Annotated in this window: 13 protein-coding genes; 6 read left to right on the forward strand and 7 right to left on the reverse strand. The window is 67.8% G+C overall.

What is annotated here, in order from left to right; all coding sequences use genetic code 11:
• Together OY559_RS14355 and OY559_RS14360 are read right to left on the reverse strand one after the other, a co-directional pair.
• Nucleotides 1-1,632, reverse strand: a complete 1,632-nt coding sequence (locus OY559_RS14355) for a serine hydrolase (protein WP_277726921.1) — start codon at nucleotides 1,630-1,632, stop codon at nucleotides 1-3.
• A gap of 145 nt (nucleotides 1,633-1,777) precedes the next feature.
• Entirely contained in the window at nucleotides 1,778-3,034 is a 1,257-nt protein-coding gene (locus OY559_RS14360) for a formimidoylglutamate deiminase (RefSeq protein ID WP_277726922.1), read from the reverse strand.
• Here OY559_RS14360 and OY559_RS14365 point away from each other — a divergent pair.
• Nucleotides 3,033-3,263 (forward strand): hypothetical protein, encoded by a 231-nt coding sequence (locus tag OY559_RS14365; protein WP_277726923.1) that lies wholly within the window; start codon nucleotides 3,033-3,035, stop codon nucleotides 3,261-3,263. The genes OY559_RS14360 and OY559_RS14365 overlap by 2 nt on opposite strands.
• 4 nt (nucleotides 3,264-3,267) lie before the next feature.
• Nucleotides 3,268-4,494, forward strand: coding sequence for an imidazolonepropionase (gene hutI, locus OY559_RS14370; RefSeq protein WP_277726924.1), 1,227 nt, complete (start codon nucleotides 3,268-3,270; stop codon nucleotides 4,492-4,494).
• 66 nt (nucleotides 4,495-4,560) lie between these two features.
• On the opposite strand, the gene OY559_RS14375 is transcribed toward hutI, so the two are convergent.
• Together OY559_RS14375 and OY559_RS14380 are read right to left on the reverse strand one after the other, a co-directional pair.
• The gene (locus tag OY559_RS14375; RefSeq protein WP_142124535.1) at nucleotides 4,561-4,737 is read right to left on the reverse strand and encodes a 30S ribosomal protein THX; all 177 of its coding nucleotides are present in this window, start codon (nucleotides 4,735-4,737) and stop codon (nucleotides 4,561-4,563) included.
• Between the two features lie 143 nt (nucleotides 4,738-4,880).
• Entirely contained in the window at nucleotides 4,881-5,288 is a 408-nt protein-coding gene (locus OY559_RS14380; protein WP_277726925.1) for a MerC domain-containing protein, read from the reverse strand.
• A gap of 91 nt (nucleotides 5,289-5,379) precedes the next feature.
• Between OY559_RS14380 and OY559_RS14385 the strand changes: the two genes are divergently transcribed.
• The 3 genes from OY559_RS14385 to OY559_RS14395 all read left to right on the forward strand — a co-directional run bounded on the left by OY559_RS14385 (nucleotide 5,380) and on the right by OY559_RS14395 (nucleotide 9,357).
• Nucleotides 5,380-7,551, forward strand: coding sequence for a TonB-dependent receptor (locus OY559_RS14385; RefSeq protein WP_277730019.1), 2,172 nt, complete (start codon nucleotides 5,380-5,382; stop codon nucleotides 7,549-7,551).
• Between the two features lie 118 nt (nucleotides 7,552-7,669).
• Nucleotides 7,670-8,125 carry a MarR family winged helix-turn-helix transcriptional regulator gene (locus OY559_RS14390; protein ID WP_277726926.1) on the forward strand — a complete coding sequence of 152 codons (456 nt, stop codon included), beginning with the start codon at nucleotides 7,670-7,672 and terminating at the stop codon, nucleotides 8,123-8,125.
• Nucleotides 8,122-9,357 (forward strand): MFS transporter, encoded by a 1,236-nt coding sequence (locus tag OY559_RS14395; protein ID WP_277726927.1) that lies wholly within the window; start codon nucleotides 8,122-8,124, stop codon nucleotides 9,355-9,357. The genes OY559_RS14390 and OY559_RS14395 overlap by 4 nt, the downstream gene beginning before the upstream one ends.
• Before the next feature lie 88 nt (nucleotides 9,358-9,445).
• Here OY559_RS14395 and OY559_RS14400 read toward each other — a convergent pair whose 3' ends face one another.
• The gene (locus OY559_RS14400; protein ID WP_277726928.1) at nucleotides 9,446-9,934 is read right to left on the reverse strand and encodes a Fur family transcriptional regulator; all 489 of its coding nucleotides are present in this window, start codon (nucleotides 9,932-9,934) and stop codon (nucleotides 9,446-9,448) included.
• A gap of 13 nt (nucleotides 9,935-9,947) precedes the next feature.
• A complete protein-coding gene (gene gltX / locus OY559_RS14405) occupies nucleotides 9,948-11,354 on the reverse strand; it encodes a glutamate--tRNA ligase (RefSeq protein ID WP_277726929.1) in 1,407 nt (468 codons plus the stop codon).
• A 158-nt stretch (nucleotides 11,355-11,512) separates the two neighbouring features.
• Between gltX and lpxH the strand changes: the two genes are divergently transcribed.
• On the forward strand, nucleotides 11,513-12,250 hold the full coding sequence (lpxH, locus tag OY559_RS14410) for a UDP-2,3-diacylglucosamine diphosphatase (protein WP_277726931.1): 738 nt from the start codon (nucleotides 11,513-11,515) through the stop codon (nucleotides 12,248-12,250).
• 85 nt (nucleotides 12,251-12,335) lie between these two features.
• Here lpxH and OY559_RS14415 read toward each other — a convergent pair whose 3' ends face one another.
• The gene (locus OY559_RS14415) at nucleotides 12,336-13,133 is read right to left on the reverse strand and encodes a ferritin-like domain-containing protein (protein ID WP_277726932.1); all 798 of its coding nucleotides are present in this window, start codon (nucleotides 13,131-13,133) and stop codon (nucleotides 12,336-12,338) included.
• Between the last annotated feature and the right edge of the window lie 6 nt (nucleotides 13,134-13,139).

Raw genomic sequence — 13,139 nt, forward strand, 5'->3', positions numbered from 1 at the left:
CTACTTCTTCTCCCCGCGCAGCTCCTGGCCGGCCTGTTTCAGCGTCAATGCGACCACTTCGCCCGCCCCGTCGCGCTCAAAGCGTATCTCGGCGCCGACGGCATCCATCACGAACACGTCCGGCGCCACCGCCTGCACGGGCAGCGCCGGCTGGCCGGTGCCCTGGATGGTCAGGGCGTCGTCCTGCACTTTCACGTTCAAGGCGAACCCCTGCACCAGCGGATACTCGCCCTCGTAGTCCTTCAGGATGGCAGCGTCCACCCGCAGCGCGGGTTTGCGCATGGTGGCATCCACGCGCTTGGCGGACATCACGCCGCCCATCTGCATCCAGGTGAAGGCGTAACCATCCGCCTGGCGCTGCGGTCGCAGGATGGCGTCGAAATCGCGCGGATAGAAATCGCCGGCACTGTCGTACCCCATGGCATGGACACCCTGCCCCGCAGGCTGGATCTCCAGCGCGTCACCCTTGCGGCGCAGCACCATCTTCAAGCCGCTGGACAACTGGTACTCGCCTGCGAGCGCATCGAGCAGGGCGCCATCCGGCGTCGCCTCGCGACGGGGCTTGCCCAGCGGAAAGGCGGGGTCGACCAGATGCAGGCCCAGCGAGCCCAGGCTGCCGATCGAGTTCCATGTGGTGTCGGACAGGATCACCACGCCCCGCCGCCTTTCCTTGTCGAACGACACGAAGGACGAGAAGCCACCGGTACCGCCTTCGTGCACGTGCACGACGCGCTCTCCGACCGGCATCAGCATCCAGTTCATCGCCATCGGCGGCGCGTCGGAGATCTTCCGCTGCGACAGTTCCAGGGCCGGCGAGATGGATGTCGGCTCGCCGCCGAGCTGACCCTGCACGTAGCGGACCATGTCGTCGAGCGTGGCGCGCACGCCGCCCACGCCTGCGAGGTTGGCCTGGAAATGCCAGGCGGAAGCCGGGCGTGCATTCGGCGTATGCCCCACCGCGGCACGCACGCCGGGCGGTGCCTGGTCGATGTAGGCGTGCTGCATGCCGAGCGGCGCGAACAGCCGCTGCTTCAGCAAGGTTTCCATATCCGTGCCGGCGCGGCGGGCGACGGCGTACGACAGCACCATCGAGGCGAAGTTCGAGTACTGGAACGTCGTGCCCGGCGCAGCCGTCAGGGTGACGTCGCCGAGCGAAGCCAGCAGCGCAGCTTCGTCCAGCCTGGCGTAGGGATCGTCCACGCTCGGCGCGGCCATGCGCGACGGCAGTGCGGGCAATCCCGAACTGTGTGTCACCACGTGGCGGATCAGGATCGGCTTGCCCTGGTAGTCCGGCAGCTTCGTGCCCGCCGGCAGCCACGCGGACAGCGGGTCATCCAGCGAGCCCTTGCCCTGCCGGATCAGGTCGGCCAGCAGCGCGGCCGTCATAGTCTTGCTGACGGAGCCGATCTCGAACGCGGTATCGGCGCCGATGCGCGCGGTGTCCTGCCCATCCGCACATCGGAACGCGCGCGCCACGGTGTCGTCCTCGATCACGGCGACGGCCATGCATGCGCCGGTACGATCACCCTGCAGGCGCTGGCTGACGAGATCGCCCAGCGCGTCATCGCTCATGGCATGGGCGGAACCGCTGGCGACGGCCAGCGTCAGGGCGAGGGAATGCGCGAACGTCATGGCGTGGCTCCTGATGGGATGGCCACCATGCTGCCGCACCCGCTCCCGCGCCGTGCCGGCATCGGATGGAGACGGCAATCCGCACGACGGAACCCCCGATCCGGCGGATGGCACCGGCAACGGCGGCATTCCGTCCGGCATGCCGTCACCCGCGCAGGAGTTGTCGAAGGGTTTCGCCGTAGCGGCGCGCGATGGCGTCGCCTGCCACATGCCGCCCGTCGGCGACGACCTGGCGCCCGGCCACCCTGACTTCCCCGACCAGCGGACGATTGCCGGCGAACAGCCAGCGGTCGATGACATCGTCCTGCGTGGCGCCCGCCAGTGCGGGAGCGCGTCCATCCAGGACGACGCAATCCCCGCCTGTACCCGCGAAGCCGGTGGCATCCGCTGCGCTCGCCAGCACACCGCGCAGCAGCGTCTCGCCGACGCTGGTGGATGCCGGCGTCACGGCGATGTTGCGATGGCGCGTGACCAGGCGCTGGCCATACTCCAGCCAGCGCAGTTCCTCCACGGGCGACACCGACACATGCGAGTCCGAACCGATGCCCCACCGCCCGCCCGCCTGCAGATAGTCGCGCAGCGGGAACAGGCCATCGCCCAGGTTGGCTTCGGTCGTGGGACAGATCGCCACCGTGGCGCCGCTGGCAGCGATGCCACGCGTCTCCGCTTCGGTGAGGTGCGTGGCATGCACTAGCGTCCATCGGCGATCGACCGGGCATTCGCCCAGCAGCCATTCGACCGGCCGTGCCTGGCGCAGCGCCAGGCAGTCCTGCACTTCACCTACCTGTTCGGCGATGTGGATGTGCACCGGCGCGTCGGCGGGCAGTGCCGCCAGCACACGCCGCATCGCGGTTTCCGGCACCGCACGCAGGCTGTGGAACGCGCAGCCCACGCGCAACCCGTCGTCCTGCAGGGCGCGCAGGCCGTCGAACAGGCGAAGGAAGCCGTCCACGTCGTGCCCGAACCGCTGCTGCCGTGGCGACAGCGCGCGGCCGTCGAAGCCCCCGGTCATGTACAGCACGGGCAGCAGCGTCATCCGGATGCCGGTGTCGCGCGCGGCCGCCACCACCGCCTTCGACATCGCCGCCGGGTCGGCATAAGGCGTGCCATCCGGCTGGTGGTGCACGTAGTGGAATTCGCACACGTGCGTGTAACCGGCTTCCAGCATTTCCGCATACAGCTGCGTCGCCACCGCGTACATGCTGTCGGGCGTCATGCGGGCCGTGAAGCGGTACATGATCTCGCGCCAGGTCCAGAAGCTGTCCTCCGGATGCGTCTGACGCTCCGCCAGGCCGGCCATCGCGCGCTGGGAGGCATGCGAATGCAGGTTGGCGATGCCGGGCACGCGCCAGCCGCCGTCGGTGGCGACGGCCAGGGCTTCGTGGGAGTCATGCTGGGACATGGCGATGCTTACGGCTGGTGACGAGGGTGCGTTAGGCTACCGCGTCGCTCCCTGCTCTGGCACGCCCATGGATGCTCTTGAAATCGCCCTGCTGTTCGTCGCGGCGGCCCTTTTCGCGGTCTTCGTGTTCCTGAAGGCCGCAAGGACCGATCGTGACGACGGCGGCAACGGCAGCGTCCACGGCTTCGAGGGCGACGCGGATGGCGGCGGCGACGGCGGAGGCGATTGATCGCATGACGCTCCGCTGGGATGGCCTGCTGGTGAATGCGCGACTGGTGACGCTGGCAGGCGACACCGGTTACGGCGTGGTGGAAAACGGCGCCCTGGGCTGGCGCGAGGGCGTGCTGGTGTTCTCCGGCGCGATGGACGGCCTGCCCGCTCCACCGGATGCGCTGGCCGATACCGTCATCGATGCGGGCGGAGACTGGGTGACGGCCGGCCTCGTGGATTGCCACACGCATGCCGTGTTCGGCGGCGACCGCGCCGGCGAGTTCGAACAGCGCCTGCAGGGCGCCAGCTATGAAGACATCGCGCGTGCAGGAGGCGGCATCGTGTCCACGGTGCGAGCCACCCGTGCCGCCAGCGAGGACGACCTGTTCGCACAGTCGCTGCCGCGTGCGCGCGCGCTGCGCGACGATGGCGTGACCACGCTGGAGATCAAATCCGGCTATGGCCTCGATCTGGAAAACGAGCGCAAGATGCTGCGCGTGGCCCGGCGCATCGGCGCTGCGCTCGGCATCACGGTGCGCACCACGTTCCTGGGTGCGCATGCGTTGCCGCCGGAGTACGCAGGACGTGCCGACGACTACATCGGCGCCGTGTGCGACTGGCTGCCGTTGCTGCATGCGGAAGGACTGGTGGATGCGGTGGACGCTTTCTGCGAACGCATCGGCTTCACCGCGGCGCAGACGCAGCGGGTGTTCGAAACCGCACGCACGTTGGGACTCCCCGTGAAACTGCACGCGGACCAGTTGAGCGATGGTGGCGGTGCGGCGCTGGTGGCCGGCTTTGGCGGACTGTCGGCGGACCACGTGGAGTACACCTCGGAAGCCGGTGTCGTCGCCATGAGGCAGGCAGGCTGCGTCGCGGTGCTGTTGCCGGGCGCGTTCCATGTGCTGCGCGAAACCAGATTGCCGCCACTCGATGCCTTCCGTGCACAGGGCGTGCCGATGGCGGTGGCGACGGACTGCAATCCCGGTACGTCACCGCTGCAATCCCTGCGGCTGGCGATGTCGCTGGCATGCACGCATTTCCGGCTGACGCCCGAGGAAGCCTTGCGCGGCGCCACCGTGCACGCGGCACAGGCGTTGGGCCTGTCGGATCGTGGACGCCTGCAGGTCGGGCAACGCGCGGACTTCGTGCGCTGGCGCATCGACCAGCCCGCGCAACTCGCCTACTGGCTGGGCGGCGACCTGGTGTCGGCCGTGCACGTGGGCGGCCGCCTCGTTACCGCTGGCTAGAAAAACGAAAACCCCGGCGCAGGCCGGGGTTTCGCACGCGCTGCCGGGCTTGCCGGCGCGGTTGGCTTACGCCTTGGCGACGGCCTTCTTGGCCACGGCCTTCTTCGCCGGGGTCTTCACGACCGACTTCTTGGCGGTGGCGGTGGCAGCCACGCCCGCCTTGGCGACCGTGTGCTTGCGCGCATTGCCGTAGCTGGACGAATAGCGCTTGCCCTTGGCCGTCTTGCGATCACCCTTGCCCATCTTTGTTCTCCTGATTCACTGAAAAGTACGCCCGGGTCGGGGCGATTGCACGTGCGACCACCGGACCGGGGCGCTGCGCGCGAGGCCGCAAAGCCTACCACAGCGGGGCCTCCTCGGCCCCTGCCCGCGTTATGGCAAGGCGCTCAGTGCGCGCAGCTGGCGTCGTGGATGTGCCAGTGGTTCAGGCGCAGGTTCAGCAGGTGGGCCAGGCCCACCAGCATGCCGCCCACGGTCATGACGATGGCATGCGGCACCACGGCTTCATGCAGGGGCGCATACAACACCCCCGCCCACAGGGCGGCCAGTCCGAACAGCAGCATGCCCAGCGCACGGAACGCGCGGTGGCGGCGATAACCCCAGACCAGGCTGAAAAGCCCCAGCACGGTCACGAAGGTCACAAAGCCACGCTCGAAGCCGTCGCCCAGCCATACGGACAGGCCCAGCGAGGGAATCGCGGCCAACAGCAGGGGGGTGATCGCGCAATGCAATGCACACACCAGCGATCCGGCTGCGGCGAAGCGATCGATGAAGAAGCGGAGGGAGGACTTCATGGGGACAAGTATGACTTCCGGGAGGGTTATATTGTCACTGTTGGTATATTATAACATCTTCAATCTCCCCACCATGAGTGAATCCACGCCCATGCCATCCCTGCGTCGCGCCCTCCCCGCCCCCCACCTGCTCGCCGCCGCCCTCGCCCTGGCGCTTGCCTCTCCCGCCGCGCTGGCGGACGACGCCGGAGCCCCCCAGGCCAAGGATCTGGACGCCGTGGTGGTGACCGCCTCACCGTTGAAGGGCAATGCCGAATCCGTCGCCACCCCGGTGGAGGTGCTGTACGGCGAGGCGCTGGACAAGGCCAAGGCCGGCACCCTGGGCGAGACGGTGGCGAAGCTGCCGGGCGTGCAGACCACCTACTTCGGCACGGGCGTGGGTCGCCCGATCATCCGCGGCCAGGAGGGCCCGCGCGTGCAGGTGCTGTCCGGCGGCATCGGCTCGATGGACGCCTCCACGGTCTCCGCCGACCACGCGGTCAGCATCGAGCCGTTCCTAGCCGACCAGATCGAAGTGCTGAAGGGGCCCGCCACCCTGCTGTTCGGCAGCGGTGCCATCGGTGGTGCCGTCAACGTGGTCGATGGCCGGCTGGCCGAATCGATCCCGGACCAGCCGCTGAGCGGCCGCGCGGAAGTGCGCGGCAACACCGTCAACGACGAACGTACCGGCATGTTCCGCCTCGACGGCGTCAACGGGAACTGGGTGCTGCATGTCGACGGCCTGGTCCGCGACACCGACGACTACGACATCCCGGGCGTGGCCATCCTGCACGACCATGAGGAGGGCGAAGAACATGAGGAAGAACCCCAACCCAACGGCACGCTGCCGAACAGTTCGGTGAAGACCCGTGCCGGTGCCGTCGGCGCGACCTATCTGGGCGACCGCGGCTACGTCGGCCTGGCCGCCAGCACGTACCGCAGCAACTACGGCATTCCGGCCGGCGCGCACGAGCATGGCGAAGAGGACCACGATCACGACCATGACGGCGAAGAAGACCACGACGACGAAGCGCACGAGGAAGGCCCCGTGCGCATCGACATGGTGCAGAACCGCGTGGACATGAAGGCCGGCGTGTACGACCCGGTCTCGTTCCTGGAGAGCATCAACCTGCGCGCCGCCTGGAACGACTACGAGCACCTCGAGCTCGAAGGCGACGAGATCGGCACGCGCTTCACCAATGAAGGCTACGACGCGCGCCTGGAAGCGGTGCAGAAGACCTGGAACGGCTGGCGCGGCGCGTTCGGACTGCAGTTCGGCAGTACCGATTTCAGCGCGGTGGGCGCAGAGGCCTTCGTGCCTTCGACGGTCACCGAAACACTGGGCCTGTTCGTGTTGCAGCAGAAGGACTTCGGCCCGTGGAAGCTGGAACTCGGCGGCCGCTACGATCAGGTCAAACTGAAGCCGGAGGATCGCGCCTCCACCGATTTCGACGCCATCAACCTGTCCGCCGCCGCGATCTGGCGCCTGAGCGATGGCTTCGACCTGCGCTTCGGGCTGGACCGCTCCGAGCGTGCGCCGACCAATGAGGAACTGTTCGCCGGCGGCACCCACGTGGCCACGCAGTCGATCGAGATCGGCGACGCCTCGCTGGACACGGAAAAGGGAGTGCGCGCAGAGATCGGTGCGCACTGGCATACCGATCGCGTGGACCTGAAGCTCGCGGTGTACCAGACGAAGTTCAAGGACTTCATCTATCTCACCGATACCGGCGTGGAAGAAGAAGGCTATCCCGTGCGGCTGTGGACGCAGGACGACGCCACCTTCACCGGCGCCGAGGCCGAAGCGAAGATCCAGCTGGCCGACACGACGGCCGGCGCATGGGAGCTGCGCATGTACGGCGACTACGTCCGGGCGAAGCTGGACGGCAATGGCCTGCGGACGGTGGCCTTCGAAGTGCCACATGGCGACCACACGCACGGCTATGAGGTCGACATCGCGCAGGGCGGCTACCTGCCCCGCATCTCGCCGATGCGCGTCGGCGCCGACCTGGGCTGGTCGCTGGGCGGCTGGCGCGCCTCGCTGGGCGCAGTGCGTTACAGCAAGCAGGACGACGTGGCGCAGAACGAGGAGCCGAGCGACGGTTACACGCTGGTGGATGCGCACCTGGCGTATCGCTGGGATCGCACGGCATCAAGCTGGGAAGTGTTCCTGGATGGCAGCAACCTGACCGACGAAGAAGCCCGCCCGCACACCTCGCTGCTGCGCGACTACGCGCCGTTGCCGGGCCGCGGCGTGGCCTTCGGCATCCGCGCGTACTTCTGATCCACGGCTGACGGTCCTCCCCCGGGGCGGCTGGCCTGGATGGCAGCCGCCCTTCTTGACATCCGTTATGTGCATATACACATAATTGACGCATCGCTGCCAGTGTGATCCCCCCACCATGCCCACCCCTTCCGCCTCGGCGACGCCGAGCATGTGCACCTGCTTCCGCTTGCGCCGCGCAAGCCGCCGCGTCACCCAGGTATACGACCACGAACTGGCGCCCGTCGGCCTGAGCCTCAATCAGTACTCCATCCTGCGCCGCAGCGAACGCGAGCCACGCGTGCTGGGCGACCTGGCCGGGGAACTCGGCATGGATCGCACCACCCTGACCCGCAATCTGTCGCCGCTGGTGGATGCAGGCCTGGTGGAAATCGTCCGCGGCCACGACGCACGCCAGCGCCTGATCGCGCTGACGCAAGAGGGGCGCCATCGACTCCTTGCCGCCAAGCCCAGGTGGCGACGCGCGCAGGACACCATCGACGCGATGCTCGGTGACGCCGGCATCCACCGGCTGCACGCAGACCTGGACCACCTCGACGCCCTGCTGCGCAAGCACCTGGGAGAAGCCGCATGAGCCCCGCCGCCACAACGCCCGCTCCGCGCATGCACTGGGGCCTGCTTCTAGCCGCTGCGGGCATGCTGATGATCACGATGGGAGCGCGGCAGACCACCGGGCTGTTCGTGACGCCGATCCACCAGGACACCGGCATCGGTATCGCCGCGATCAGCTTCGCGCTGGCGATCGGTCAGTTCACATGGGGCGCGGTGCAACCCGTCTTCGGGGCAATCGCCGACAAGCGTGGCTCCACGGGCGTGCTGGTGGCCGGCGGAATCCTTCTGTCGCTTGGCCTGGTGCTGACGCCACACCTCACCTCGCCGTGGGGCCTGATGTTCACGCTGGGCTTGTTGACGGCGGCGGGCGCAGGCGCGGGCAGCTTCTCGATCCTGATCGGCGCCACCGCACAGCAGCTTGCACCGGAGAAGCGTTCGTTCGCCGCGGGCTTCATCAACGCGGGGGGGTCGCTTGGCCAGTTCGTCTTCGCGCCCCTGGTGCAGGCCGTGATCGCCGTCGCCGGCTGGGCCAGCGCGATGTACACGCTTGCCGTCGCCTCATTGCTCGCGATTCCCCTGGCCTTCCCGTTGCGCAGGAAGGCGACGCCTTCGACGGGCACGACACCGGCCACTGCCGTCGGCGACATTTCGCTCAAACAACAGATCGCCATCGCCCTGCGCGACCGCAGCTACTGGATGCTGCACCTGGGCTTCTTCACATGCGGCGTGCACATCGCCTTCCTGGTGACGCACCTGCCTGGCGAAATCGCGTTGTGCGGTCTGTCGCCCAGCGTGTCGGCGGTGTCGATCGCGCTGATCGGCCTGTTCAACGTGGCTGGCAGCCTGGTCGCGGGCGCCCTGGGTCAGCGCATGCGCATGAAGTGGATCCTCGCGGCGATGTACGCCAGTCGCGCCGTGATGATCGCCCTCTACCTGATGGCGCCGCCGACGCCGTTGACGTTCTACGTATTCGCTGCTGCGCTCGGCTTCACCTGGTTGGCGACCGTACCGCCGACGGCAGGCCTGGTCGGCAAGCTGTTCGGCCCGCGCTACCTGGGCACGCTGTTCGGGCTGACGTTGCTGTCGCACCAGATCGGTGGCTTCTTCGGCGCGTGGCTGGGCGGCCTGGCGCTGGAACGCTTCGGCGACTACACGTGGATGTGGTACGCGGACATGGCGTTGGCGTTGATTGCCGCCTTGGCCAACCTGCCGATCCGGGAACGTTCACCGAGTGCGGTACCGGCCGCGGCCTGAGGATCCTTGTGGGAGCGACGTAAGTCGCGATGACGGGCCGCGGTGGCCCATCGCGACTTACGTCGCTCCCACAGCAAGCCGGCGGGTTTCACGTCGCCGCGCAGCGCGCGCACAGGCCATGTACTTCCAGCGTCTGCGCCTGTGGCTGGAAACCCAGTGCCTTGGCGCGCGCATCCAAGGCCGCCACCACGTCGCGATCCTCCAGCTCCACCGCGCTGTGGCACCGGTCGCAGATGAGGAACGGCACCGAATGCTGGGCGCTGTTCGGGTGATGGCAGGCCACGAACGCATTCACGGATTCGAGCTTGTGCACGAAACCGTTGGCCATCAGGAAGTCCAGCGCGCGGTACACCGTCGGCGGCGCGTCGGCGCCCACGCCCTTGGTGGCGCGCACCCATTCCAGCAATTCATAGGCCTTCACCGGCTTGCCGGCTTCCGCGATCAGCTGCAGCACGCGGGCACGGATCGGCGTCAGTCGCAGGCCGCGCTCCTGGCACGCGCGCTCGACCGCCGCCACGAACGCCTGCGCGTCGTGGACGTGATGGTGCGGGTCGGTACAGGCATGGGCGTTTGACATGAGCGATCCGGAGTCAGGCGGACGTATCCACTTTGATAAGTGCAGCATCGATGCGTTTCAAGGCTTCGTCGCGACCGGCCAGGTAGACGGTCTGCGAAATATCGGGGCTGACCTGGGTGCCTGTGATGGCCACGCGCAGCGGCTGCGCCACCTTGCCCATGCCGAGTCCGAGCGCTGCGGCAGCCTCGTGCAGCGCGACGGACACACTTTCCGCGCTCCACTCCGCCAGCGCTGCCAGGCACTCGCGGGCCTTGCCCAGCGGAGCGTGGGCGGCGGCCCCCAGATGCTTGGCCACGGCGGCCTCGTCGTACACCGTCAGCGGCTGATACCAGACCATCGCCTTCTCGGCCATCTCCTTGAGGGTCTGCACGCGGTCGCGCAGGGCGACCACGACATCGGCCGGTGCGGGACCACGGGAGAGATCGATCTCCAGCTTTTCCAACTGGTGGACCAGGTGCGGTGCGATGTCCGACGGCGCATCGGTCTTCAGATAGTGCTGGTTCACCCAGCCCAGCTTGGCCATGTCCAGCCGCGCGGCCTTGGAGTTCACGTCCTTCACGTCGAACAGGTCAATCAGTTCCTGCCGCGTGAACAGTTCCTGGTCGCCGTGCGACCAGCCCAACCGCGCCAGGTAGTTGATCAGCGCGTGCGGCAGGTAGCCGGCATCCTTGTACTGCATCACGTCGGCCGCACCGGTGCGCTTGGAGAGCTTGGCGCCCTGCTCGTCCAGGATCATCGGCATGTGCGCGAACTTCGGCACCGGCGCGCCCAGCGCTTCGTAGATGTTGATCTGGCGCGGGGTGTTGTTGATGTGGTCGTCGCCGCGGATGACCTCGGTGATGCCCATGTCCCAGTCGTCCACGACCACGGCGAAGTTGTAGGTCGGGTAGCCGTCCGGACGGAAGATCACCATGTCGTCGAGTTCGCTGTTGGCGATCTCGATGCGGCCCTTGATCAGGTCGTCGAAGGCGACCACGCCGTCGAGCGGATTCTTGAAGCGGATGACGCGGTTGGGGTCGTCGCGACGCGGCAGGTTCTGCTCGCGCGCGGCACCGTTGTAGCGCGGCTTCTCCTGCTTCGCCATCGCCGCCTCGCGCATCGCGTCAACTTCTTCGCGCGTCTCGTAGGCGTAATAGGCCTTGCCGTCGGCCACCAGCTGTTCGGCGACCTCGCGGTACCGGTCGACGCGATGGGTCTGGTAGATCGGGCCTTCATCGTAGTTCAGGCCCAGCCAGTCCATCGCATCGAGGATCGCGTCGATCGCCGCCTGCGTGCTGCGCTCGCGATCGGTGTCCTCGATGCGCAGGATGAAATCGCCGCCGCGGTGGCGCGCTTCCAGCCAGCAGTACAGCGCGGTGCGGGCGCCGCCGATGTGCAGGTAGCCGGTGGGACTGGGAGCGAAGCGGGTACGGCAGGCCATGGAGGAGCTCTGAATACGGAATCCCGCGATTTTACCGCGCCGCGACGGTTCTGCCGCGCCTCGCCGGCCCGAACGCGCCGCAGCGCGCCCGCTCGGCGAGGCGCCCGGAAGGCCTTGCCGATGAAGGAAGCCCGGTGGGGAGGGCTTAGAATCACGGCATGACCACGCTCTTCATCTCCGACCTGCACCTGGATCCCGAACGCCCTGCTGTAACCGAACTGTTCGGCACGTTCATGCAACGGGAGGCCGTTGGGGCCGACGCCCTTTACATCCTGGGCGACCTGTTCGAAGCCTGGGTGGGCGATGACGACCCGTCTGAAACCGGTGCCTACGTCGCGGCCCGCATCCGCGAGGTCGCCGATGCCGGCGTACCGGTGTTCTTCATCCGCGGCAACCGCGATTTCCTGCTCGGTGACGCCTTCGCCCGCCGCGCCGGCATGCGCATCCTGCCCGATCCAGCGGTCGTCATGCTGTACGGCAAGCCGACGATCCTGATGCATGGCGACCTGCTGTGCACGGGCGACACGGCCTACCAGGCGTTCCGTGCGCAGACGCGCAATCCGGCGTGGCAGGCGCAATTCCTGGCCCAATCGCTGGCTGCCCGACTGGCCTTCGCTGCACAGGCGCGTGCCGCCAGTGCTGCGCACCAGGGCGGCATGAAGCAGAGCGACAAGGCGCAGTTCGAGACGCTGACCGACGTGGCGCCCGCGACGGTGGATGCCACGCTGGCCCAGTTCGGCATCGACATGCTGATCCATGGCCACACGCACCGGCCGGCGATCCACGACCTGACCGTCCATGGCCAAGCGTGCCGCCGCATCGTGCTGGGCGACTGGTACGAGCAGGGCTCGGTGTTGCGCGTGGAACCGCATGTAATGACGCTGGAGCGTCTGTAGGTCTTAGATGTGGGAGCGACGTAAGTCGCGATGATGTTTCCGCGGTAGCTCATCGCGACTTACGTCGCTCCCACACCCTCATCCCCTACGGGGCTTCCAACGCCGCCAGCTCGTCTTCGTCGAAGCCGGCCAACAGCCGCGCCTCGATGTTGAACGGGCCATGCAGGTAGCCGCCGGCATATTCCCTCAGCAGTTCGCGGAAGCGTGCGCGCGGTTCGATGCCGCGTTGTGCGCAGTACCAGCGGTACCAGCGCGAACCGGCGGCGACATGCGCGATCTCCTCGCGCAGGATCAGCTCGAGGATCGCCACGGTGGCTTCGTCGCCGAGTTCGCGCAGTTTGACGATCATCCCCGGCGTGACGTCCAGGCCACGCGCTTCCAGCACGCGTGGCACCAGCGCCATCCGCGCCAGCCCGTCATGCGCAGTCTTTTCGGTCATCTCCCACAAGCCGTTGTGGGCGTCGAAATCGCCGTAGTCGTAGCCGAGTTCGCGCAGGCGGTCGCGCAGCAGCACGAAGTGGCGCGCCTCGTCGTGGGCCACCTGCACCCAGTCGGCATGGAACGCCGCCGGCAGACCACGGAAGCGGTATGCCGCGTCCCAGGCAAGGTCGATGGCGTTGAGTTCGATATGCGCGATGGCATGGATGAAGGCGGCCCTGCCCGGCACGCTGCCGAGTCCACGCCGCGGCAGATCGCGCGGATGCACGAGGGTCGGCTTCGCCGGTCGCCCCGGCATGCGGATGGGTTCGGGCGGTGGCGCGTCGGCGGGAACCGCCAGCTCACCGCGCGCGAACGCATCAGCGTATCGCCGTGTCAGCGCGACCTTGTCGTCCACGTCCGTCGCGTCCAGGCAGGCACGCGCAGCCTCGAACAGCGTCGCCATGGCGTG

Source organism: Pseudoxanthomonas sp. SE1, from assembly GCF_029542205.1.
Lineage (GTDB): Bacteria > Pseudomonadota > Gammaproteobacteria > Xanthomonadales > Xanthomonadaceae > Pseudoxanthomonas_A.

Excerpts from the sequence above, each read along its gene's own strand:
- OY559_RS14355 (WP_277726921.1), bottom strand. The coding sequence starts at position 1,632 with ATGACGTTCGCGCATTCCCTCGCCCTGACGCTGGCCGTCGCCAGCGGT.
- OY559_RS14365 (WP_277726923.1), top strand. The coding sequence starts at position 3,033 with ATGGCGATGCTTACGGCTGGTGACGAGGGTGCGTTAGGCTACCGCGTC.
- OY559_RS14360 (WP_277726922.1), bottom strand. The coding sequence starts at position 3,034 with ATGTCCCAGCATGACTCCCACGAAGCCCTGGCCGTCGCCACCGACGGC.
- hutI (WP_277726924.1), top strand. The coding sequence starts at position 3,268 with ATGACGCTCCGCTGGGATGGCCTGCTGGTGAATGCGCGACTGGTGACG.
- OY559_RS14375 (WP_142124535.1), bottom strand. The coding sequence starts at position 4,737 with ATGGGCAAGGGTGATCGCAAGACGGCCAAGGGCAAGCGCTATTCGTCC.
- OY559_RS14380 (WP_277726925.1), bottom strand. The coding sequence starts at position 5,288 with ATGAAGTCCTCCCTCCGCTTCTTCATCGATCGCTTCGCCGCAGCCGGA.
- OY559_RS14385 (WP_277730019.1), top strand. The coding sequence starts at position 5,380 with ATGCCATCCCTGCGTCGCGCCCTCCCCGCCCCCCACCTGCTCGCCGCC.
- OY559_RS14390 (WP_277726926.1), top strand. The coding sequence starts at position 7,670 with ATGCCCACCCCTTCCGCCTCGGCGACGCCGAGCATGTGCACCTGCTTC.
- OY559_RS14395 (WP_277726927.1), top strand. The coding sequence starts at position 8,122 with ATGAGCCCCGCCGCCACAACGCCCGCTCCGCGCATGCACTGGGGCCTG.
- OY559_RS14400 (WP_277726928.1), bottom strand. The coding sequence starts at position 9,934 with ATGTCAAACGCCCATGCCTGTACCGACCCGCACCATCACGTCCACGAC.
- gltX (WP_277726929.1), bottom strand. The coding sequence starts at position 11,354 with ATGGCCTGCCGTACCCGCTTCGCTCCCAGTCCCACCGGCTACCTGCAC.
- lpxH (WP_277726931.1), top strand. The coding sequence starts at position 11,513 with ATGACCACGCTCTTCATCTCCGACCTGCACCTGGATCCCGAACGCCCT.
- OY559_RS14415 (WP_277726932.1), bottom strand. The coding sequence starts at position 13,133 with ATGGCGACGCTGTTCGAGGCTGCGCGTGCCTGCCTGGACGCGACGGAC.